Origin of the sequence: Corallococcus sp. AB032C, from assembly GCF_003668935.1 — a bacterium.
Taxonomy (GTDB): domain Bacteria; phylum Myxococcota; class Myxococcia; order Myxococcales; family Myxococcaceae; genus Corallococcus; species Corallococcus exiguus.
In genome coordinates, this window is sequence record NZ_RAWP01000023.1 from 45458 (window position 1) to 68178 (window position 22721).

The window sequence follows — 22721 nt, forward strand, 5'->3', positions numbered from 1 at the left end:
GCGGTGATAACAGGTCGCGGCGGGCCCGCCACCGGAAGTGCGTGCTCGCACGTCGCGTCCGGATGTGACGGCGGGCGTCATCCCGGAATGAATGCGGACCGCGCGGGTTGGTATAGGGTCCGTCCGGATGCGGAACCTGCTCCTCGGAATGATGCTGGCCATGAGCCTTGGATTCGGGTCGACGGCGGTGGCGCGGCCTGCCCGGCAGCCCCACGCGGGTGAAATCGCGGCGGGCCTGAAGCGGCTCGGAGTGACGGGCAGCGTGCTCTATGTCGCGGCCCACCCGGACGACGAGAACACGCGCCTGCTCGCATGGCTGGTGGGAGAACGCGGCCTGCGCACGGGTTACCTGTCCGTGACGCGCGGGGATGGTGGGCAGAACCTCATCGGCACCGAGCAGGGCGCCCTGCTCGGCCTCATCCGCACGCATGAGCTGCTCGCCGCGCGGAGCGTGGACGGCGCGGAGCAGTTCTTCACGCGGGCGCGGGACTTCGGTTATTCGAAGAGCGCGGAAGAGACGCTGCGCATCTGGGGACATGACGCGGTGCTGGCGGATGTGGTGCTCGCCATCCGGCGCTTCCAGCCGGACATCATCATCACCCGCTTCACCACGGAGCCTCCGAACCACGGCCACCACACGGCCTCCGCGCTGCTGGCGGCGGAGGCCTTCATCGCCGCCGCCGACCCGAAGCGCTTCCCCGAGCAGTTGTCCGAGGTGAAGCCGTGGAAGGCGGACCGCCTGCTACAGAACGCCTCCTCGTGGTCGTTCAAGCCCGATGAGGACCTGTCCCGCTACGTGAAGCTGGAGGTGGGCGGCTACGACGCGTTGCTCGGGCGTTCGTGGGGCGAGGTCGCCGCGGAGAGCCGCAGCCAGCACAAGAGCCAGGGCTTCGGCCAGGCCGCGGACCGGGGCCCCGCCGCCGAGTACTTCACGCCGCTGGCGGGGACGCTTCCGAAGCGCGAGGTGTTCGAGGGGCTCGACCTCTCCTGGAAGCGTTGGACGGGCTCGGAGGCGGTGTCCCGCGCGGTGGCCGCCGCGACGAAGGCGTTCGATGCGCGCGCCCCTCACCGCTCCCTGCCCGCGCTCGTCCGCGTCCACGAGGCGTTGACCGCGCTGCCGGACACCCACCCGTGGAAGGCGCCCAAGCTGCGTGAGGTGGAGGCGCTCATCGCAGCCTGCGCGGGGCTGTTCCTGGAGGTGCGTGCCGCCGCGCCCACGGGCATCCCGGGGCTGCCCGTGGCGTTGGAGGTGGTGGCGCTGAACCGCTCGCCCGCCGCCGTCGAGTGGGTGGGGCTGACACTGCCAGGCGGGAAACCCGAGGCCGTGGGGAAGGCGCTGGCCGCGAACGTGCCCCTGAAGCTGTCGCGCACGGTGACGCTGCCGGCGACGGCGCCCATCTCCACGCCCTACTGGCTCCGGGAGCCTGTCACCGGAGGGCTCTACACGCTCAAGGGCGAGGACCGCGCGCTCACCGGCCAGCCGGAGGGCGTTCCCGCGCTGTCGGTGGCGTTCGAGTACCAGGTCGCGGGCCGGCGCTTCCGCGCGATGCGTCCGGTGGTCCACGCCTGGACGGACCCGGTGCGCGGCGAACTCTACCGTGACTTCGAGGTCGTCCCGCCCGTCACCGCCACGCTGGCGCAGGACGTGCTCATGTTCCCCAACGGCGAGTCCCGAGCCGTGCCGGTGGTGCTGGTCGCGGAGATGGACCAGGTGCCGGGCACGGCGCGGATGGTGGCGCCTCCCGGCTGGCGCGTGGAGCCCGCGTCGGTCGGGTTCAAGCTCGCGGCACGCGGAGACGAGCGCACCGTCACCTTCCAGATCACTCCGCCCCCGGGCTCGACGCAGGAGGGAGTCCTCTCCGTGGAGGTCGACGTGGGAGGCCGCGCCTGGTCGTGGAGTGCCCGTTCCGTGTCCCATCCCCACATCCCGCCGTTGACGGTGCGCCAGCCCTCCACGGCCACGGGGGTGCCGTTCTCCCTGGCCATGAAGGGCAAGCGCATCGGCTACATCCCCGGTCCGGGCGACCGCGTCGCGGAGAGCCTGAGCGCGGTGGGCTACGACGTGACGCTGCTTCCAGAGGAGCGGCTGGCCCGGGAGCCGCTGGAGCGCTTCGACGCCATCCTCGTGGGCGTGCGCGCCTTCAACGCCAACACGCACCTGGCCGTCCACCGGGAGCGGCTGCTCCAGTACGTGGAAGGCGGCGGGCGGCTGGTGGTGCAGTACAACACCAACAGCCGCGTGGGGCCGCTCACGTCCTTCGTCGGGCCCTATCCGCTGGAGATTGGCCGCGACCGGGTGACGGATGAGACGGCGGTGATGACGCCGCTGCGCGCCAATGAGCCGCTGCTGCGCGCGCCCAATGCGCTGACGGCCGCGGACTTCGAGGGCTGGGTGCAGGAGCGTGGCCTCTACTTCGCGTCGTCGTGGGACGCCCGCTATCAGCCCGTGTTCGCCATGCACGACGCCGGCGAGGCGCCGCTCCACGGCGCGCTGCTGGTCGCGCGCCATGGCAAGGGCACCTTCATCTACACGGGCCTCGCCTTCTTCCGTCAGCTCCCCGCCGGGGTTCCCGGCGCCTACCGCCTGTTGGCCAACATCCTCTCTCCATGAGCACCGCTCCCAACCTGACCCCTCCCGAGCCCGCCGCCGTCGCCCCCGTGCGCCGGCCCGAGCTCGATGACGCGCCGCCGCTGCTGGGCTCCTGGCGCAACATCTACATCCTGGTGCTGGGCGCCTTCGTGCTGTTCGTCGCCGTGTTCTGGGGCCTCACCGAGGCGTACGCGTGACGGGGCTCGACTGGCTGGTCCTGGGCGGGACGATTGCGTTCATCGTGGTGTGGGGCCTCTGGAAGTCCCGGGGGCAGGCCACCAGCGACGAGTACCTGCGTGGAGGCCGTGAGCTGCGGTGGCCCACCATTGGCCTGGCCGTCATGGCCACGCAGGCAAGCGCCGTCACCTTCCTCTCCGTCCCCGGGCAGGCCTACGAGGACGGGATGCGCTTCGTGCAGTTCTACTTCGGCCTGCCGATCGCGATGGTCATCATCAGCGCTGTCTTCGTGCCCATCTACTACCGGCTGAACGTCATCACCGCGTACGAATACCTGGAGTCGCGCTTCGACCTGAAGACGCGGCTCTTGGGCGCCTTCCTCTTCCTCATCCAGCGCGGGCTGGCCGCGGGCATCACCCTCTACGCGCCGGCCATCATCCTCTCCACCATCCTCGGTTGGCCTCTGGAGCCCACGGTCATCGCCATGGGCGCGCTCGTCATCCTCTACACGGTGACGGGGGGCGCCAGGGCGGTGAGCCAGACGCAGAAGCAGCAGATGGTGGTGATGATGGGCGGCATGGTGGTGGCCGCCGCGGTCATCCTCTGGCGCCTGCCGGAGCACGTGTCGTTCGGCAAGGCGGTGGACGTCGCCGGCGCGTTCGGCCGGATGAACGTGGTGAGCTTCGACTTCGACATGCAGGACCGCTACAACTTCTGGTCCGGCATCACGGGAGGTCTGTTCCTGTCACTGTCGTACTTCGGCACGGACCAGTCCCAGGTGGGTCGCTACCTGACGGGCCGCTCCATCTCCGAGAGCCGGCTGGGGCTGCTCTTCAACGGCGTGCTGAAGATCCCGATGCAGTTCTTCATCCTCTTCGTCGGGATTCTCGTCTTCGTCTTCTACCAGTTCAGCACGCCGCCGCTGCTCTTCAACGACGCGCTGCGCACCCGCGTGCAGGGCACGGCGCAGGCGGCCGAGTACGCCGACCTGGAAGCGAAGTGGGAGCAGGTCCAGTCCGGCAAGCGCGCGGAGGTGGAGCGCTACCTGTCGGCCGTCGAGTCGGGCGACGTGGCGGCCGGCGAGGCATCACGGGCGCTGCTCCAGGGCGCACAGCGGCAGGCGAGCGAGGTCCGCAAGGAGGCCAAGGCCATGGTGGCGCGCGCGCTTCCGGGCGCGGAGACGAAGGACTCGGACTACATCTTCATCGCCTTCGTGAAGCGCTGGTTGCCCAGCGGGCTGTTCGGGTTGCTCATCGCCGTCATCCTGTCCGCGGCCATGAGCTCCATCTCCAGCGAGCTGGTGGCGTTGGGGACCACCACGACGGTGGACTTCTACCGGCGGGTGTTCCGGCCCGGCGCCTCGGACCGGCATGTCCTGGTGGCGTCCAAGCTGTTCACCGTGTTCTGGGGGCTGGTCGCGGTGGCCTTCGCGACCTTCGCCTCGCTGCTGGACAACCTCATCCAGGCCATCAACATCCTGGGCTCCATCTTCTACGGCACGGTGCTGGGCCTCTTCCTGGTGGCCTTCTTCGTGAAGCACGTGCGCGGCCATGCCGTGTTCGCGGCGGCCGTCATCTCCCAGGCGACGGTGATTGCCCTCTACTTCCTCTCCGACGTGGGCTACCTCTGGTTCAACGTCATCGGCTGTGCGCTGGTGATGGTGCTGAGCCTGGTGATGCAGGGCGTCCTGCCGCGCGGCGAGACGCCGGCCCCGGCGACGGGGGCCTGAGGCTGGCGCTGGGCCTGGTCGCCGAGCCATGCCCGACCCGAACTCCCGGCGGAGGACCTCGCAGGCGAGAAGTTCTCCGAAGGCGACGAAGGGGAGGGCACCGGGGGCGGTGTTTCCGCGGCGGTCACCCAGTGCAAGCGCGCGTGCAACAGCAACTGCAAGGGCGCCAGGAACAAGTCGAAGTGTGTGGGCGAGTGCCGCCGTGCCTGCGACTGAGTGCTACGGAATGCGCCCCCTTCGTTGAGGGCTGACCGGGACGGGGATACACGGGGGTTGAAGGAGGCGAAGCGGACCTTGCCGCCCTCATGGGGCTGCCCCATGCATTCACGAGGAATGGGGGAGCGCCGAACCGACCTCAGGCGCACCTCCCGAGGTCGTTCGAGAATCATGGGCGCGGGTTCAGGGCTTGACGCTCCACGTGTTGTCGTCTTGCAGTGTCGCAGTGAGTGAGTAGACATTGGCCGGGTAGACGACCGGAGCCGTCTGGGTGACGGTCTGGATGTCCAGCACCGTCCCCACTTTCTGGTCAACCCCGGCCGCAACCCAATACGAGGGCGTGGGCGTAAAGACATGCTTGAGGTTGGTGCCGGCCTGGGTCGCGTACGTCCCGGCATCCCCCATTCCGATGCCCACCGAGAACTGGGAGTTGGGGACGTCAGACTGATCGTAGATGGTCAAGGTCCCGAGGGCGCCGCCGGTCTTCGCCGGAGTCAGGTTCGGGCCAGGCGTCACCGAAAACTGGGTCGTGTCCCCGACTGAGGGATCCGCATCGATTGACATCCCTGCCACGAACGACGCGCCGGGCTGCAGGACACCCGTCTGTCCCCAGAGGAAGGTGTAGTTGATCGTCCACTTGAAGGTGATCTGTGCTTTCGGCACGATCATGTACGGGCTGGCGAGCCACGCCAGCGAGAAGATGTCGTTCGTCTGCTCCGGAAACGTCTGATACACATAGAAAATCCACGGCTCGGCGGATTGATTCACCATGGTGAGGGTGTAGGTCGTGCCGTCGGCGGCCGAATTCACAGCCCCCGCCTCGAAGCCATAGGGATTGTCTCTTCCACGCGCCTGTGTATCCACCTTGGCAACGTAAGCGCTCTCATCTTGCGGGAGCGTCATCTCGGGCGACACGTCCATGGCAAACATCATGGGTTTCTCTCCGGTGGGGTGACTGCTGTTGGTGGGTGTGTCTGAACAGGATGTTCAAGGGGGTTGAGCGTGGGCTCGGGCGTCCCCTTGAGCACGCGTCGTGCCAGCCCACGTTGACGCGGTGACGGCAGTGACAGCCGTGGCGGTGGTCGCGCTGTCGCGTGCACGCGCCTGTCCTGGACATGTCCGGACATGTCCGGACGCGGACGGCTTCAGTCTCGTCAGGGGGCGTGTCGCGGAACCGGGGCGGGCGCGCAGACGCGGAGGCCGATGCGGATGTCCCTCGACCAGGGCTCGTTGGGCATGCGCGAATTGGAGCGGTTGGAGATCCGGTCGTAGTACCAGGACCCGCCGCGGGCCACCGCCTCTCCGGGCTCGCGGACCGACCGCACCCATTCGATGACGTTGCCGGCCAGGTCCATCACCCCGAAGGGGCTGGCGGAAGCAGGGTGAGCCCCCACCTCGTCTGGACCGAAGCCCAGCGGTTGCCGGCCATAGGTCTCATCGAAGTTCGCGTCGTCCGGCGCGAGCAGGTCGCCCATGGGAAACAGGCGGGCGTCCGCGCCACGCGCCGCGCGCTCCCACTCGTATTCGGAACACAGCCGGGCTCCCGGAACGCGCCCGGAGCGGTCCAGCCATGCGAGGTACGCCCGTGCGTCCTCCAGCGAGATGGCCGAGATGGGAAAGCGCAACCAGTCCTGCACGGCCCTGTGGGCGCGGCCCGGGTAACGGATGGGCTCGCCGCTGCTCGCGAAGAGGGGGTGCTGCGTGGGCTGCAGCATGAGCCGCCAGCCCGCCTTCTCCCGGGTGAGCGCCAGCGCGCCGGCCGTGGAACGCACGCCGGGCGTCCGTCGCCTCCGCTGGTCCGGTGTCAGCGCCTCAAGGAACGCGAGCCACTCGGCGAACGTCACCTCATGGCGGGCGATGAGGTACCCCCCGGTCGTCACCTGCCGGAGCGGGGGCGCCTGGAGGAACTCGCGCCGCAGGGCCTCGTCGTCGCTGCTTCCGAAGAGGAAACGGCCCGGCGGGACGTAGACGAAGCCCTCCGGGACGTCGGCCGCCCGCGGCAGGGGGATGCGCGCCCGCAGGTCCTCTCCCGAGGAGAGCACCACCGGCAGGACCGCGCGCGTCAGGCCCGGCGCCTGGAAGGTGAGGACATAGGACCCCGGGCCCGTGGCGAGGGCGTGCGACGCGATGGGCGTCGGGCCCAGGGAGATGCCTTCGGACAGCCTGGGCGCTCCGGGCACGCCCGTGTCGTGCTGGAGCAGCACCTCCGCGCCCGGTGGCTCCGTGGCGAGGTCCAGGACCGGCGGTGCGAGGAGCTGGCGTTGGCCGGTGCCGTCGTCATCGAGGCTCGCCAGCCTGCGCAGGGCTTCGCGCCGCTGTCCGGGACGGAAGAACCACTCCGCCAGCTCCATGCGCCGGAGCAGGACCTCCGCGAGCAGTCCGCGGGCCTCCCGCCGCGAGCCGTCCAGCAGCAGGGCGGTGTCGAGCGCCTGCGTGGCGCGCTGGTAGGCCTCGTCCGCGCGGCCATCGCTCGTTCGCGCCTCGGCCCAGGTCTCCTCCGGCGGCCCTCCCTCTGCCACGGCCGGAGCACCGGTGAGGGCGCGCTCCCCTCGCGCGTCCCATGTCTGGAAGGCGTCCGCGCGCGAGGCCTTCGCCGCGGAGTGGTGGGCCCGGGCTTCGGTGATGGACGCCCGGGCTTCATCCAGGTGCTCCTGCACGGTGCGCTCCAGCGCGTGGCGGCCCTTGAGCCAGGCCGTCCCCCCCGCCACCATCGCGGTGAGGGGCAGGGCCAGCGCCAGCCCCAGGCGCCGCGCGAAGGTGCGCCGGAGCGCCCGCCGCGAGGCCTTGAGGAATGCAGCTTCCCGCCGCGTCAGCGCGAGGTTGCCGGCCGCGGTCACCGCGTCGAGCTCACGCCGGCTCCACAGCGCCGAGGCGGGGCGGTCCGCGCGCTCCCAGCCGGCCGCGGCGAGCCTCACCCGTTCGAGCAGCTGCCGCTCCTGGTGGGCCGCTTCAAGCCATCCGCGCAGGGTGGACCAGCCCGCGAGCAGGGCTTCGTGCGCCACCTCGTGGACGTGCGCCTCGCCTTCCTGCCGGACCACGACGAGCCGCGCCCGGACCAGGGCCTCCAGCGCGATGCGATTCGCGGAGGTCTCCGCACCGAGCTCCCCGGTGGTCCGCCGGACCCGGGCGCCTTCCGGGCTGATGAGTCGCAAGAGCAGGCCGCGAGCCGCCAGGCGCGCATCGGGGGCCAGCGCCGCCAGCGCTCCGTCCGCGTGACGTCCCAGGGCCCCGGCCACGCCCCCGAGCGCCTCCAGCGACGCCTCCCGGATGTGCTGTGTCACCCGGTCGCGGGCATCCCACAGTTCGGCGAGCGTGAACTGGAGGATGGGCAGTCCTCCCGGGGCGTGGGCGGAGGACGCCACGAGCGTGTCCACCAGGGCCTCCGTCTCGAACGCGACGCCCGTCACGCGCGCCGGACCGACCACGGCCTCGCGCGTTCCTTCCGGGCCCAGCGGCTTGACGAGGAAGAGGGCGCGCGCCACTTCATCCTCCAGCCCCGGCAGCGCCGCCAGACGCGTGAAGTAGTCCCCTCGCACCGTGGCCAGCGTGCGCACCCCCCGGGCCAGGATGGCCAGGTGCCCGAGCACCTGCGTGAAGGCGGACGCCTCGTCCGGCTCGCTCTGGGTGAACAGCTCCTCGAGCTGATCGATGAACAGCAGGGTGCCCCGCATGGGCCCGGCGGCGCGCAGGGTCCGTGCCATCGCCGCGGGCTCACGCCGCACCTGGGCGGCCAGGGTCTCCTCGGACAGGCCGAGCCGGCTCGCCACCGCGGCGACCAACGCCGTGAGGGGCCGGCGCCCGGGCATGAGCGACAGCACGGTGTAGGCACAGCCGTCCTCGAGCCCCGCTTGCGTGACGAGCGGCGCCACTCCCGCCCGGCACAACGAGGACTTGCCCACGCCCGAGTCCCCCGCGACGAGCACCAGCGCCTGGGCGCGAAGCCGCTCATGGATGGCGCGGACCTCCGCGCCGCGTCCGAAGAAGAACCCCCGGTGCTCCGCCTCGAAGGCCTGGAGCCCGCGATAGGGATTGCCAGGGGGGACCGGCACCGGGGCGCCGTCCTCCTTCAGGCGTTCGAGCTCCGCGCACAGTGTGTCGGCGGAGGCGAAGCGCCGTGCCGGATCGTATTCCAGACACCGGAGGATGATGGCGCGCAGGCGGACGCCGAGCCCGCTTCCGGAGGGCTCCGGCTCCGGGTTGGGTGCGCGCGCTTCGGGGGCCCTGGGTTCGTCCACCGATCCGCTCGCGGTGAGCTCGTCGAAGGGGCGTTGGCCCGCCAGCAGCTCATGAAGCACCATGCCCAGGCCATAGACGTCTCCCCGCGGGCCGGGCGGTTCGCCACGCAAAGCCTCCGGCGCCATGTACCCGCGCGTGCCTGCGATTGGGACGGTGAGCCGGGCCGCGGGCGCGGCGTCCTCCGGAGCCGCCGTCCAGGAGAGGGCGAGCCCGAAGTCGACGAGCTTCACCTCGCCATCTGGAAGCACCATGACGTTGTCTGGTTTGACGTCGCGGTGGAGCACCTGCGCGCGGTGCGCGGCGGCCAGTCCCCGTCCCAGTCCCAGCGCGATGGCCAGGACCCGCTCCGGGGGGAGCGGCGTGGACAGGCTCCCCAGGGAGTCACCGGGGAGGAACTCCTGCACCAGATAGGGGTGGGAGCCCACTTCCGAGACCCGGTACACCGTCACCACGTTCGGATGGCGGAGGCGGGCGAGCGCCCGGGCCTCGGCGAAGAGCCGGTCGCGCTGGCCCGGGCCGGACCGCTCCGCGCCAATGAACTTGATGGCGACCCTCCGCTGGAGTGCCGTGTCTTCAGCCAGGTAGACGCGGCCCATTCCCCCCTGGCCCAGCAGGCGGATGAGGCGGTACTCGTCGAACGCTGGGGGAGGCTCCCAGCCCTCCGGGCCGGAGGCGCTCAAGGCATTGGAGGAAACGCGCAGTTCCCACCCTCACAGGTTTTCGGCCCGAGGGGATCCCCGCCGCACGAGGGACAGCGGGTGCGGAGCCCGCCCCCCGACCCATCGTCCGTGACGCAGTACTCGTTCTTCCAGGTCTGGGTCAGCAACAGGAAGGGCACGCCCCCATCGAAGTACTCCTTCAAGGGGGTCCCCGCCTTGCCGGGCTGCTGGCAGTCGTAGCTCGCCTTCAGGTGCGCTCCTGGCGCCCCGTGGATGCTCGAGAGGGGGGCGGGGGCGTAACGCGGCCGCAGACAACTTCCCCCGCCTGGCATCACCCCGAAGGGCAGGGCGCCTTGCTCGTTCCAGGCGGCCTCGAAGAGCAGCGGCGGGAGCCCTCCGCCGTCGAAGGTGTCCTGGGTCTGGATGCCATGGCCGTCGACGAAGTCGACGTAGGTGCCCTGGCACGTGAAGGGCTCGCCGTCACCGTTGTAGTCGGCGCGCGCGGCCCGCACACACGCCTGGAACAGCCGCGCGAGCGGGGGGCCTCCCTCCCACTCCTGATCCGGGAGGTAGCCCCAGTGCGCGCAGACGCCGACCGCGCCCGTCGTGCAGCTCGCCGTGAAACAGGGCGCGTCGCCGCCTCCGTCGTTGAAGCCTCCATCCGGCATCCAGCAGCCGGGGATGATCACGGCCTTCCCTTGATAGAAGTCGCCCGCGTCTGGTGAGCATTCATTGGGGTTCTGCGTGCGATAGCCCTTGCCGGCGCAGACGTTGCGGTTCAGGGCGACATCGGTCACGGTATAGAGCTTGAGCCTGGCGCCCGCGTCTTGAAGGACCGCGGGCAGGCACGGGTCCACGGGCGGGACCTCGGTGATTCGATAGGGCCGCTCATCGCTTCCCGTCCAGATGCCGACGACACCGTCGAACCGTCTCCGGAAGAAGACGCTGCCGCCATCGACTCCAGTCCAGCCGGTAGGGCTGGGCGCCTGGGGGTTGACGTGATCCGGTTGGAGGGGCGTGGCCGGGCGGGAGGCCTGGGCCCGCGGCCCGGAGGCGATGGGCACGGCACAGTCCTGGCCGCTCAGCGCCGCCATCAAGGCCATCATCGACAGGGGAAGCAGAGAACGCATGGGACCCTCTGGGAAGTCTCAACCGGGACGCGGCAGGGGGACGCGGTAGTGGTCCAGCTCGAGCCCGAAGTCCTCGATCCACCGATACACCTGCTGCCGCGAGCACCCGAGGTGCCGGGCGACCTCCGCGACCTTTCCCTGGTGCGCGCGCAGGTGGGTCTCCAACTCCTGGGGGGTGGCTTCGACGGCGCGCGCCGGACGCGGAGCAGGAGGCTGGGAGGACCCCTCCTCCGCTGACGTCGGCGCGGGAGTCCTGGCCGTCAGCATCCGTCGCTCCGCCTTCAGCTCGTGCTCCACCTGCATCCCCAGTTTCAGCGGTCCTCCGTCCGAAGCGATGACCGCGATGGAGAGCACGTTGAGCAGGCCCCGCACGTTGAGCGGCCAGTCATGCAGGAGCAGTGCCTCGGCGAGGCCCACGTCGATGGGCCGGGCTTCGGCCTTCATGCGGCCGAGGAGGTGGCGCGCGAGCGGCGCGATGTCCTCGCGGCGCTCGCGCAAGGGGGGCATCACGAGGCGCCACTGGACGAGCCTCGCGTAGAGGTCCGCGCGGAAGGCGGCCTCGTTCACCTGGGAGACGAGGTCCCGGTGGGTGGCCGCGAGCACCCGCACGTCGATGGGGAGCTCCTGCGTTCCTCCCAGGGCGCGGACCTGCCGAGTCTCCAGCACGCGGAGCAGCTTGACCTGGAGCATGGGAGGCATCTCCCCCAGCTCGTCCAGGAACAGCGTGCCTCCATGCGCCTCGCGCAGAAGCCCGTCCCGGGAGGCCGCCGCGCCAGTGAACGCGCCGCGCACATGCCCGAACAGCTCGCTGTCCAGCACGCTCTCCGCGACGCCACCGCAGTTGAGCGCGATGAAGGGCCCCGCGCGGCCGCTCAGTTCGTGCAGCGCGCGCGCCACGACCTCCTTGCCCGTCCCGGTTTCGCCCAGGATGAGCACCGACTGCTCATACCGCGCCGCCCGCTCCAGGTCGCGGTGGAGCCGCGTCAGCGCCGCGCTCCTGCCCACCAGTCCGTCGATACGCTGTTCGTCATTCGGGGCCTCGGAGGCCTCGGCGAAGACAAACAGCGTGTCCCCCATTCGAAGGACATCCCCCCACGCGAGGGGGGCGCGTCCCGTGAGCTGTCGTCCATTGAGACGGGTTCCATTGTGGCTTCCCAGGTCTTCGACGAACCAGCTCCCCTCGACGCGTTCGATGCGCGCATGGCCACGGGAGAGCCGGGCGTCGTCCAGGGCGACCCGGGAGAAGAGTGGTGCGCCACGCCCCAGGAGCGTCGAGCCGTTTGCAAGCCCATGCCGCTCATCCCCGATGAACGCGTTCCGCGTATAGGCAAGGACGAGCGCCGCCGCTCCAGTTCCGCCTTCAGCAGAGGGCGCGCGCTCGGCGCTGAGGGTGTCGTCGGTCATCTTGGCCGCCACCCATCATATTGCAAGGAGAAGGAATCCGGGAAAACCTGCGCATGCTGTATTCTCCCGTCGGAAAAATCGGGTCCAGTACTACGCGTGCGTCAGCGAACGCGTCAGTGCATGCACGCGACTGAGAGGGAGCTGCCCATGTTGGGTTCATCTCGCTCCGTATTCTTTGGCGCCACTGCCGCGCGGACCGGACACTTCGAGGGAACGGGGCCGCTCGTGGTCAAGCGATCCCGCTGGACGGCCATCCGCTGGAGCGTCTCGTGCGGCTCCGAGGCGACCTCCTCGCCAAGGGTTGTCGACGACGACGTCTACGTGGGAACGCGGCGCGGTGGGGTGGTTGCCGTCGACGCGCGCACGGGAGCTGAGCGAAGGCCGGTGAAGGCCGGTGCGATGGCGGAGCGCCCGCGTTCGAAGGCAGCACGGTCTATGCCCTGTCCGGCCTGGGGAAGCGACTTCGCGCGCTCGACCTCGCCTGCGGCAAGGAGCGCGGGTCCCATGAGGCGGGCGCTCCCCACGGCGCGCCGCCCTCCTCATGGGACCCACTGGATTCCCGGGTGAGGGATTGACTCCCGGTGCCTGCGCTAGAGGCAGGTTTTGAGAGGGGATGACGTGTCAGCCATTCGTTTTGACGTGTCGGTTATTGCCAGAATGGCGTCGCCCCTGCGTATGACTACCGATGCAATCGCAGCAGGTAGTCTGATTGTGGCCAACCTGGAGTCTCGACAATCCGGTGCGGTACTGTTGTTGCCTTTCCGCCAGGAATCAGCGCCGCGGAGACATTGACTCGACTGAAGCACGCGAATGTCAGGGGGGTGGTTCATGTCAGGCGTGAAGGCGCAAACCACTCGGGAAGCGGTGCATGCCCCGTCCACATCGTCCGTGGGCCCTCGCTTCGATTCGCGGCAGGACCTGGAGTCCGAGCGGGCGAAGGTGCGGGACATCCTCGCCACCGGGCAGACCCTGGCGCCCGCCACGCGCCACTCGATGGAGTCCGCCTTCGGCACGGGCTTTGGCGACGTGCGCGTGCACACCTCACCCGAGGCGGGGGCCGCGGCGCGGGCGCTCGGTGCACGGGCCTTCGCGGTGGGGACGGACATCGTCTTCGGCGCGGGGAACTACCTCCCCGGTGTTCCTGCGGGAGAGCGCCTCATCGCGCATGAGCTGGCGCATGTGGTGCAGCAGCGCTCGGCCGGCGTGAGCGGGCTGGCGGCCTTTCCGGAGTCCGTGTCCACGCCCTCGCACCCGGCCGAGGTGGAGGCGGAGCGGGCCGCCTCGCTCGCGGTGCGCGGCATGCCGGTTCCCCGGCTCACGCCCAGCGCCGGCGCGGTGATGCGCGACGTGAGCATGAACCTGGACGCCGGGCCGGAAGCGGACGTCGTGCCCGTGCGTCCCACTGCGCGCACCAACAGGCAGATGGTGGCGGAGGGGCGGGAAGCCGTCTCCAATGCGCTGGACCCGACGCAGCGCCATCTGGTGGCGGACCTGACGCACCTCATCGTCTCCGGGCAGGACATCCTCTGGCTCGATGCGAACGGGAAGCGCAAGGGCACGTTCTCCATGCGACCGGACGCGGTCATCTGGGCGACGGGGTACTACCTGGCCATGGAGTCGGCGCTGGTGCGCCTGGTCGAGCAGAAGAACGAGCGTTGGTGGGCGCCCTGGTCCTTCGAGAAGGACGAGACGGCCTTCCTGACCCACTGGCTCCAACCGGCGGAGGCGAAGCGCTTCCAGGCGGAGGTCGCCTCGGTGGGGTCGTTGGTGGCGCTGGTGGGCATTCCCGAGACGAAGCCCGTGGACGACTCCGGCTCGGGTGATGTCGCGACCGCCGAGCGGCTCGTCGCGAAGGTGCGCGAGCGCATCGCCCGGAGCGTCGCCACGAAGGACGGGGACGAGGAGACCTCCACTCCTGGCGGAGAGGGGAAGGGCGTTCCGGATCGGTTGGTGGTGTGGTCCGACGAGCGTGGCCCCTTCGTCAACGTCTGGGCGGACGGGGTCTGCAAGGCCCTGCCCCTGTCGGACGGCGAGACGGAGGAAGCGCTCCAGTCGCGCGTGGAAGAGGCCACCGAGGAGCTGCGCGAGTCCCGCGACGCGGCCAACAGCACGCAGGTCGCGAAGGGGGCGAAGCAGACGGGATTCACGGGCAAGGACGGCCAGTTCGTGGGGGGCGCATTGCCCGCGGACGTGCCTCGGCTGGCGGGCGCCCGGAATGTCGCCAACACGCTGCCGTACCCCTCGAAGATCGTGAACTACGGCCAGGAGATCACCGTCACCGGCTCGAGCAGCCGCTTCGAGATGACGCTGGATTACGCGTCCGCGGGCTCGACGACCCTGGACCAGGTGGGCGCGCGGATGCAGCCCATCACGTACTTCTGGGACATCTTCGACGTCACGGACATGCAGCCCGAGAGCCGGGGCGACATGCGGAACGCGGCCCTGAGCTCCGACAACCAGCTCTCGCGCACGGACTCCATCGCTCGCGACTTCGGGCGGAAGATGGGGGACATCGCGGAGGACACGGCGGCGGACGTGGACGACGCCACGTCCGGTTCGGCGCTGTCCGTGGTGGCCACCTGGCCCGCGCGCAGCGCGTGGTTGGGGGTGGTGGGGCTGAGCAACGTGGTGCGCTTCGGGAAGGCGAGCATCAGCAGCTACATCGACCTGGTCACCACGCCTCGGAGCGAGCAGGGCGTGGGGTGGGACCGCGAGGGCGAGTTCCTCGTCCGCTGCGTCGCTTCGCCCCAGTTCGACGACGACTCGCCCGTCCGTCGTGCCTCCAGCGTGGCCGCGGTCGTCGTCAAGGTGATGGACGTGAACCGGCGCGCGACGCAGGTGAACGACCAGAACCTCAAGAAGCTCCGGCGACTGGAGGCGCTGCGCGACGAGGCCACGGGGGAGGAGCGCGACGGGCTCGACGCCCAGATTGTGGCCCTGCGACGGGTGGAGACCGCCAGCGTGGCGGAGCTGGGCGGCGATGCGCGCACGGCGATAGAGGAGCGCATCGCGGTGGCGAACCAGCTCGCCGCGGATCGCAAGGGGAGCGTCGCCAGGGACTCGCGGACACCGGCGTCGCGATTGCTGGATGCGCAGCTCGAGCTTCAGGGCATCCCGCTGGAGGAGTACCAGCAGCAGCTCGCCCAGCAGAAGGAGCAGTTGGGCCAGCGGCTCCAGCTCATTGGCAAGGTGGGCGCGCGCATCCCGGGGGCCAACTTCCGGCCGGCCGTGACGCTGGTCTCCGAGGAGAACGGTCAGGCCCACGAGCTCGTCATGATGCTGGGCGAGGCGGAGGGCTCGCGCGAGGGAGCGCGTCACTACCTGCTGGCGGACGTCACGGCGCCCTCTCCGAAGGACCGCTACGTCTTCGAGGGGCGCAGCGGTCAGGCGGGGACGAAGGGCCATGCGGAGGCGGTGCGCAAGGCGTTCGTCGACTTCCGGGAGAACAACGGCTACGGGCGCGGCACGCTGGCCCTCCGGTTGCCCAAGGCGCTGGAGGACGCGGCGGGCGGCCCCCTGGGGCTGGAGCCTCGCATGCGCAGCGCCCCGGGTACGCGCGGCCGGGTGATGCAGCGCCTGACGGACCTGGCCACCGTGGCGGAGATCGCGGGCCTGTTCCTCACCGGCCCCGCGGGCCTGGCGGTCGGACTGGCCGGCGGCGTGGCGGGGGCCATCGTCGCGGTGGACAGCCTGTCCCGGCGGCACTCGGCGGGCGCGCTCAAGTGGGACTTCCAGACCCTCATGGACGTCTCGGCCATCGTCGGCGGCGTGGCGGGGGTGGCGGCTCCCGCGCTGTCGGCACTGCGCAACGCGCCCCGCTGGGCGAAGCGCGTGGAGCGGCTGCAGGGACTCCTCCACATCTACGGCGTCACCCAGCTCGGCGCGACGGTCATCATCATTCCGTACCAACTCGAGATGGAGCTGGCGGAGCTGGAGAAGTTGCAGGGGCAGCTCAGTCCGGGCCAGCTGGCGGCGCGGCGGGCGGAGGCCATCCTCGGCGCGGTCCGTTCGGGGTTGATGACGGCGGGCTCGGCCGTGCAGATGCTCCACCCGCCCGACGCGGGCGGCTCGCCTCATCCTGCGGACTCCGAGGACGGTCTCTCCACGCGACCGGCGGAGGGGGAGCCTCGGGTCTCCACGCCGGACGAGGTCATGGAGCCGGTGTCACGTGAGGCCCGTGCTCCAGGCGACGAGGGGCCGCTGCCCGTGGATGCCGCGGGGCCGACGACGCGTCAGCCCGCGAAGAGCGAACGCGTCACGGCGCTGGAGCTCGAACTGGGCGACCTCCAGGGCAAGGTGGCCGTGGTGGAGGTGGGCCCCCCGGAGTTGAAGGGGCGCTCCACGCGGGTGCGCTACCGCAAGGGCCGGGTCCAGATCGAGGTGGGACCCGAGGCGGGGCCTCACCAGATCCGCACGCACGTGGAGACGGCGCGGCTCCTGCGCCGCTACGAGGGGCCCATCGGCCACATCCGTCGGCTGCTGAGCCGGCTCGTCCAGGCCCTCACGCGCATCCCCGGCTACGGCACGCTCGGCTTCGAGTCCCGGCTGGAGGTGCGCAAGCTGAACGGCATCATCAGCGAGCTGGAGTCCCTCCACGCGGGCATCGACGAGCGCATCCAGAGGGTCGGAGACAAGGAGGGCTCGGCGCTGGCCCGTGAGAAGGAGTCCGTCCAGCGGGACATCGCGGAGCTGGAGATCCAGCTCGAACACTACGAGCGACTCGTCGACTCCCTGGAGGCCGGGCGTGGCTATGTGGCCGCGGAGTATCAGGCGGCGACCGAGACCACGCTCTCCACGGTGAAGGCGGACCTGGGGACCCTCCGGACCGTGCTCGAGATAGATGGGAAGCTGTCAATCACCACGAGGATCATCGACCAGGCGGCGCTCCTCCAGCATCAGGGCCGGATGACGGGGGTCGAGGCCTGGGTCCAGGACGCCGCGAAACGCGGCACGACGCCCCGGTTGCTGGAGCATCGCCTGAGCGAACTCTCCGGGGCCGTGCTTCAGGCGTCCTCGTCGCCCGCGGATCTCGTGGCCCTGGTTCCGCCGGCCTCGGGTGGCACGGCACCGTTCACGACCGCCGTGACGTCTGGCGGCGGGAAGGCCCGCAGGCAGATAGGGGACCGCGAGAAGGCCGCTCGCCTGTGGTTCTCGGGAGACAAGGTTGCTGCGTTCGACCTCTGGGCGGATCTTCAGGTGAGCAGCGGCCGCGATCTCGAGAAGGCCCTGGACACCAGTGGTGGGAAGGGATTGAAGGAACCCTTCGTGAGGGCCGTCGTCGATTCCACGGCGAACACGGTGGTGGCCAAGTTGGATCAGGCCCACCGGCATGTCGCAAACCTGGTGGGAGATCCTCTCCGTCCCAACCTGCCGCATGAACGCACTGAGATGGGTGTCCGAATCATTTCGGGGACTGCGAAGGCCAGGATGGAAAAGCACGAGGTCCAGCAAGCCTCCGAACTCCAGACGCACTCCAAGGAGGCGGTCGTCCTCTTCGCCAGCGACGCCGCGGGGAATTCATTTCCGGGCATCGACGGCACCATCGCCTCACCGCCACGCCCCATACAGCTCAAGTATCTCAAGCCGACCTTCGAGGACTCCGCCTCGCGAGGCACGGCCATGGGCGCCCTGGAAAGGGCGCGCAACGCCGGAATCAACCATGTGGAGGTCTACATCAAGGCGGATGGCAAGAGCATGGAGGCCGTTCAGGCCGGCTGGGGCGGCCCCTTGAAGTCGGACACGAAGGACCCCCGGCTGGTGGGGGACGTCTTCGAGAATCAGATCATCAAGCTCATCGAGATCCATTGTTCCGATGGGGTAATGCAGGTCGAGTTCGTGAACGGCACGTACGTCTTCAAGGAGCAGTGATGGCGGGACTCTTCATCAAGGCTTTTGCGCCGGGCGTGGGGACCGAGGCCGCGGACCGGCTCGAGGAGGCACTGGCGAAGACTGGCAGGGCCATCCACTCGCGGCAGTGGGGCGGCGGGGCCAAGCTAGCCGCCGGGAGCGGCCCCAGACCGTTCTCCTGGCAGGTGGTCCGCGCCACCGCGGGAGGCGGCACGGTGTTGACCCTCCATGACGGACCCGCCGAGCGCTGGGACCTCGACTTCTTTCGGGCGCTGTCCTCGGTGGTGGATGGCGTGGTCGTGGGCATGGAGCTGTATGACCTCCTGTCTCGCCAGGGGCTCGCCAGCTTCTTCTCCGGGCGCACGATGGAGGTGGCCCTCGAAGAAGCCAGCAGCCCGCGCATCGCGCTGGGCGGTCCTTCGCTCCACCTGCTCCTCGGTGGCGCCTCCCTGGAGGACGTGTACGAGGAGCGCTTCGGTGCCCTCTGCTTATCCGTGCCCGCCCTCCTGCACGAGGGAGAAGTCCTTGAAGAGGGACACTGGGAGGTGGCGCCTCCCGCCACGGACTATGTGCGGGAGACCCTGCCACCCGAGAGCCTCCTGGTGTTGTCGAATGTCGAGGCGTCGGACTGGAGCGCCGTGGCCGGACGGCTCGCCCCGGGTGGACGGTGGCGCGCGGGACGGACACCGACCCTGAAGACTTCCTTCGTCGAGCTGCGTCACCCGGGCGTTTTCGACGAAGCTCGCATCATCGCCATCTCCGAGGCACTCGCATGTCCCGTCGCGGCCATCGAGCTGGTGTCGGGCGGTTCGCCCTTCCTGTGGGCCGAGGCGAACCAGGGGACCCTGGAGTCGGTGGGCCTGAGCATGACCGGCGTGGATTTCTTCAAGGCACTCACCCGCTCCGTCTTCTTCCTGGGAGAGGGGCCCGGGCTGGTGTTCGGTCGTGGCTCCGGCGGGTGGCACGCAATCACCGGATGAATCCAGGTGGATTCAAACCCTGGGTCCAGGTCGAAAGACAGACTCGATGGGGCTTGGAAAAAAATCGCCGCGATATTGCCAAGGCATAAAGGCCGTTACGTATAGTTGATGGTTTGGCGGGGGCAATGAGAGTCACATGTCAGTCCCCCCAGGTATAAGCCTCAACGACACACGGACCCGGCGCCAATCGCGCCGCTCGAATCGCGTCATGACCTGATGGGTCGGGCGTCTGATATTCATTTCAAGGAGAGGTGGCATGGCGACCTATCTGCATCCAGGTGTCTACCTGGAGGAGATTCCGAGCGGTGCAAAGCCTATCGAAGGAGTCGCCACGTCGCTGGCTGCCTTCGTGGGCGCGGCGACGCGGGGTCCTCTGGGCACGCCGGTGCTGGTGCACAGTCTGGAGGAGTACGAGCGCACCTTCGGGGCCATCAGCAGTGAGCAGGATGTGATGGGTTTCGCGGCGCTGGCCTACTACCAGAACGGCGGCAAGGACGCGTATATCGCCCGCGTGGCGGACCCCACGGGGGCCGTGGCGGCCACCGCGACGCTGAACAACGCGGATGTGTCGCCGGACCCGGTGCTGAAGTTGAGCGCCACCAGCCCCGGAGCCTGGGGCAATGGCCTCCACCATCGCGTGGTGCGCTCTGCTTCCACGGCGGCGCCGACCTTCACGCTCGAAGTGGGCCACATGGAGCTGGTGGACGGGCTGCAACGCTTCAAGGCGGACCTGTCCTTCCCGAACCTGTCCATGAACGAGCGCTCACCGAGCTACGCGCTGTCGGTGGTCAACGGCGACTCCTCGCCGGTGCGGCTCGAGTTCGCCAACGGCACCGTGAAGGACCTGGCCGACTTCGGCAAGCTGACGGGCGCGGCGCTCCACGCGACGGCGGTTCCCGCCAACTACTTCACCACCTTCGGCCTCCCGGAGGAGCTGTCGTTCAGCATCAACCTGGACGCGCTGGGCACGCGCAACTTCACGGTCCTGAAGACGCCCCTGGCGCTCGGCGGGACGGACGCGGCCGCGGACGCGGACAAGGTGGCCGCCGCCATCCAGCAGGCGGTGCGAGGCATCTCCGGCACGGACGCGCCCTTCAAGGACTTCACCTGCACCTACGAAACGGCCACGCGCCAGTTCGTGCTCTCGTCGCCGAAGTCGTCGTACGCCTCCGTGGAGGTCTACGACACGGGCTCGGGCCCCACGCTCGCCAAGGCGATGAAGCTGGACCCGGCCTCCAACCCCACCGCGGCACACGGCGCCGTGATGCTGACGCCCGCGTCGATGGAGGCCAGCTCGACGGCGAAGCTCGCGGGCGGAGCGGCCAACGCGCCCCGCCCGGAGGACTTCCAGGCCGTCTTCGGTGGCGCGCTGAGGAAGATCCGCGACATCACCACGGTGGTGCTGCCGGGCAACACGCTGCCGAGCACCGGCGCGGGCAACGGCGCCGTCGCCGCGGCGCTCGCGCACTGCGAGGAGATGCGCAACCGGGTGCTCATCGTCGACCCGGAGCCTGGCTTCGAGCTGACGTCGGCCTCGCGCGTGGACCAGCTCAAGCTGCCGACGTCCACCTATGCCGTCGCCTACTACCCCTGGGTGAAGGTGGCCAACCCCTTCTACAAGGCGGAGTCGCCGGGCACGAAGAGCCCCACGGTGAAGGTGGCGCCCTCGGCGTTCGCGGCGGGCATGTGGTCGCGCGTCGACGCGCGCCGGGGCGTGTGGAAGGCGCCCGCGGGTGTGGAGACGGGGCTGACGGGCGTGGCGGGCCTGGAGTTCGGTGTGGATGACGGCGTGCAGGACCAGCTCAACCCGCTGGGCGTCAACGCGCTGCGCGCGCTGCCGAACTTCGGCTCGGTCCTCTGGGGAGCGCGCACGCTGGCCACCAAGGTGGACCCGGAGTGGCGCTACGTGTCCGTGCGCCGCACGGCCATCCTCATCGAGCAGAGCGTCTACAACGGCATCCAGTGGGCGGTGTTCGAGCCCAATGACCACCGGTTGCACGCGGCGCTGCGCACCAACATCGGCTCGTTCATGGACGGCCTGTTCCGGGCCGGTGCCTTCCAGGGTGAGAAGGCCTCCGACGCGTACTTCGTCCGCTGCGGTCTGGGCGACACCATGACCCAGGGAGACATCGACAGGGGGCAGGTCATCGTCGTCGTCGGGTTCGCGCCGCTCAAGGCCGCCGAGTTCGTCATCGTCCGCATCCAGCAGAAGCTCCAGCAATAGGTCCACGACCGAGGTGATGAGACATGGCCGCACCAATGTTCACGGTGAACACGCACCGGCACGACCCGTACCGGACCTTCAAGTTCCAACTGCTCATCGACGGCCGTCCGGTGGCCGGGCTCAAGAAGATGGGCGCCCTGAAGAAGAAGACCGAGGCCATCAAGTGGCGCACGGGGGGGGACCCGTCGCACGAGCGCATCCTGCCGGGAGGCACCAGCTACGACCCCATCACCCTGGAGCAGGGGCTGACGCATGACCCCGTGTTCGAGGCCTGGGCCGCCCTGGTGAACAACGTCGAGGGTGACGCGGCGATGTCCTTGAAGAACTTCCGCAAGGACCTGGTGATCAACGTCCTCAACATGCAGGGGCAGGTGGCCATCTCCTACAAGATCCTCCGGGCCTGGGTGTCGGAGTACCAGGCGCTGCCGGACCTGGACTCGCAGGCGATGAACACGGTGGGCATCCAGACGCTCACGCTCCAGCACGAGGGCTGGCAGCGTGACACGAGCGTGCCCGAGCCCGCGGAGACCTGATGCTGCTGCCAGGTGGACTCCTCCGCGCCGGAGCGCTCCGGCGACAGTTCTCCTTCCGCGAACCGGACGGAGTCCTCGAACTGGAGCTCTCGGAGCTGGCGCGGGGGCGCGGGTCGCTGCCGCGCAAGGTCTCGCGGGTGTTGGCGGCGGCGCTGGAGCACGTGGGCGGTGCTCCGGTGGACGGGGTGCTCGCCGGTGAGCTGTGTGTCGCGGATCGCCAGTTCCTGATGCGAGGACTGGAGCGGCTGCTCGGCCTGGAGCGGTCGTGGCACACGGTGGTGTGCGGCGCGTGCGGCGAGCGGTTCGACTTCGAACTGCCGGTGTCGCGCTTGCCGGTGAAGCAGGCGGGGGAGGGCTTCCCCTTCGCGGAGGTGGAGACGGGGCAGGGGCGGGTCCGGGTCCGCGTGCCCGCGGGCGCGGATCAGGAGGCCGTCGTGGAGGAGGGGCGGATGGACGCGCACGCGTTGCTGGCGCGCTGCGCGGAGCCGTTGGACGCCTCCACGTGGGACGTGACGCGGCTGGATGCCGCGGACGTGCAGCGCATCGACGAGGCACTGGAGGCGGTGTCTCCAGCGGTGGTGACGCGGGTCCGGGCGCCCTGTGCCGCATGCGGGGATGTGCGGGAGGTGGAGGTGGATCCGTATGGGTGCCTGTCCATGGACCCGGAGGTGTTGCTGGAGGAGGTCCACACGCTGGCGTCGACGTACCACTGGAGCGAGCGGGACATCCTCGCGCTCCCGAGGCACCGGCGGCGGCGGTACCTGCGTCTCGTGGAACGGGGCGCGGGTGTGACGACGTGAAACGACTTTGGAGTCCGCGATGGGGTTTCTGGCTGACATCCTTGCCGATGCGCTCCCGCACCGGGTGCCCGAGGCACCGCTGGAAGAGTGGGAGGACACACCTGTGTCCGAGGTCGTCGGGGAAGCACCACCGGCGTGGGGCGGAGAGCCCGCCCCCCGGTCCGCGGACCATGACTGGGAGGCCAGGCCTGACTCC

At 69.8% G+C, this 22721-nt stretch carries 13 protein-coding genes; 9 read left to right on the forward strand and 4 right to left on the reverse strand.

Annotation, left to right across the window (positions count from 1 at the left end):
* Nucleotides 1–127 precede the first annotated feature (127 nt).
* Genes D7X99_RS13045 through D7X99_RS13055 form a run of 3 tightly spaced genes read left to right on the forward strand, consistent with a single transcriptional unit; the run spans nucleotide 128 to nucleotide 4496 of the window.
* On the forward strand, nucleotides 128–2611 hold the full coding sequence (locus D7X99_RS13045) for a PIG-L family deacetylase (protein ID WP_121778086.1): 2484 nt from the start codon (nucleotides 128–130) through the stop codon (nucleotides 2609–2611).
* On the forward strand, nucleotides 2608–2787 hold the full coding sequence (locus D7X99_RS13050) for a hypothetical protein (RefSeq protein WP_120575079.1): 180 nt from the start codon (nucleotides 2608–2610) through the stop codon (nucleotides 2785–2787). Before D7X99_RS13045 ends, D7X99_RS13050 begins: the two co-directional genes overlap by 4 nt.
* Entirely contained in the window at nucleotides 2784–4496 is a 1713-nt protein-coding gene (locus D7X99_RS13055; protein ID WP_121778087.1) for a sodium:solute symporter, read from the forward strand. The genes D7X99_RS13050 and D7X99_RS13055 overlap by 4 nt, the downstream gene beginning before the upstream one ends.
* 399 nt (nucleotides 4497–4895) lie before the next feature.
* Here D7X99_RS13055 and D7X99_RS13060 read toward each other — a convergent pair whose 3' ends face one another.
* From D7X99_RS13060 to D7X99_RS13075, 4 genes are all read right to left on the reverse strand, one after another.
* Entirely contained in the window at nucleotides 4896–5645 is a 750-nt protein-coding gene (locus tag D7X99_RS13060; protein WP_199745992.1) for a hypothetical protein, read from the reverse strand.
* Nucleotides 5646–5866: 221 nt separating this feature from the next.
* Nucleotides 5867–9628, reverse strand: coding sequence for a bifunctional serine/threonine-protein kinase/formylglycine-generating enzyme family protein (locus D7X99_RS13065; protein WP_121778088.1), 3762 nt, complete (start codon nucleotides 9626–9628; stop codon nucleotides 5867–5869).
* On the reverse strand, nucleotides 9625–10737 hold the full coding sequence (locus tag D7X99_RS13070) for an ADYC domain-containing protein (protein WP_233613350.1): 1113 nt from the start codon (nucleotides 10735–10737) through the stop codon (nucleotides 9625–9627). The genes D7X99_RS13065 and D7X99_RS13070 overlap by 4 nt, the downstream gene beginning before the upstream one ends.
* An 18-nt stretch (nucleotides 10738–10755) precedes the next feature.
* Nucleotides 10756–12141: a sigma 54-interacting transcriptional regulator gene (locus D7X99_RS13075; RefSeq protein ID WP_211486152.1), complete on the reverse strand. Its 1386-nt coding sequence runs from the start codon at nucleotides 12139–12141 to the stop codon at nucleotides 10756–10758.
* A 147-nt stretch (nucleotides 12142–12288) separates the two neighbouring features.
* On the opposite strand from D7X99_RS13075, the gene D7X99_RS13080 reads away from it, so the two are divergent.
* From D7X99_RS13080 to D7X99_RS13105, 6 genes are all read left to right on the forward strand, one after another.
* Nucleotides 12289–12708: a PQQ-binding-like beta-propeller repeat protein gene (locus D7X99_RS13080; protein WP_233605108.1), complete on the forward strand. Its 420-nt coding sequence runs from the start codon at nucleotides 12289–12291 to the stop codon at nucleotides 12706–12708.
* A gap of 261 nt (nucleotides 12709–12969) precedes the next feature.
* Nucleotides 12970–18009: a DUF4157 domain-containing protein gene (locus D7X99_RS13085; RefSeq protein WP_158627002.1), complete on the forward strand. Its 5040-nt coding sequence runs from the start codon at nucleotides 12970–12972 to the stop codon at nucleotides 18007–18009.
* Complete coding sequence (locus D7X99_RS13090; RefSeq protein WP_121778091.1) at nucleotides 18009–18968, forward strand: hypothetical protein; 960 nt, start codon at nucleotides 18009–18011, stop codon at nucleotides 18966–18968. Before D7X99_RS13085 ends, D7X99_RS13090 begins: the two co-directional genes overlap by 1 nt.
* 256 nt (nucleotides 18969–19224) lie before the next feature.
* A complete protein-coding gene (locus D7X99_RS13095; RefSeq protein ID WP_121778092.1) occupies nucleotides 19225–21192 on the forward strand; it encodes a phage tail sheath C-terminal domain-containing protein in 1968 nt (655 codons plus the stop codon).
* 23 nt (nucleotides 21193–21215) lie between these two features.
* Nucleotides 21216–21725, forward strand: coding sequence for a phage tail protein (locus tag D7X99_RS13100; RefSeq protein ID WP_121754454.1), 510 nt, complete (start codon nucleotides 21216–21218; stop codon nucleotides 21723–21725).
* Nucleotides 21725–22525 carry a hypothetical protein gene (locus D7X99_RS13105; protein ID WP_121778093.1) on the forward strand — a complete coding sequence of 267 codons (801 nt, stop codon included), beginning with the start codon at nucleotides 21725–21727 and terminating at the stop codon, nucleotides 22523–22525. The genes D7X99_RS13100 and D7X99_RS13105 overlap by 1 nt, the downstream gene beginning before the upstream one ends.
* Nucleotides 22526–22721 lie beyond the last annotated feature (196 nt).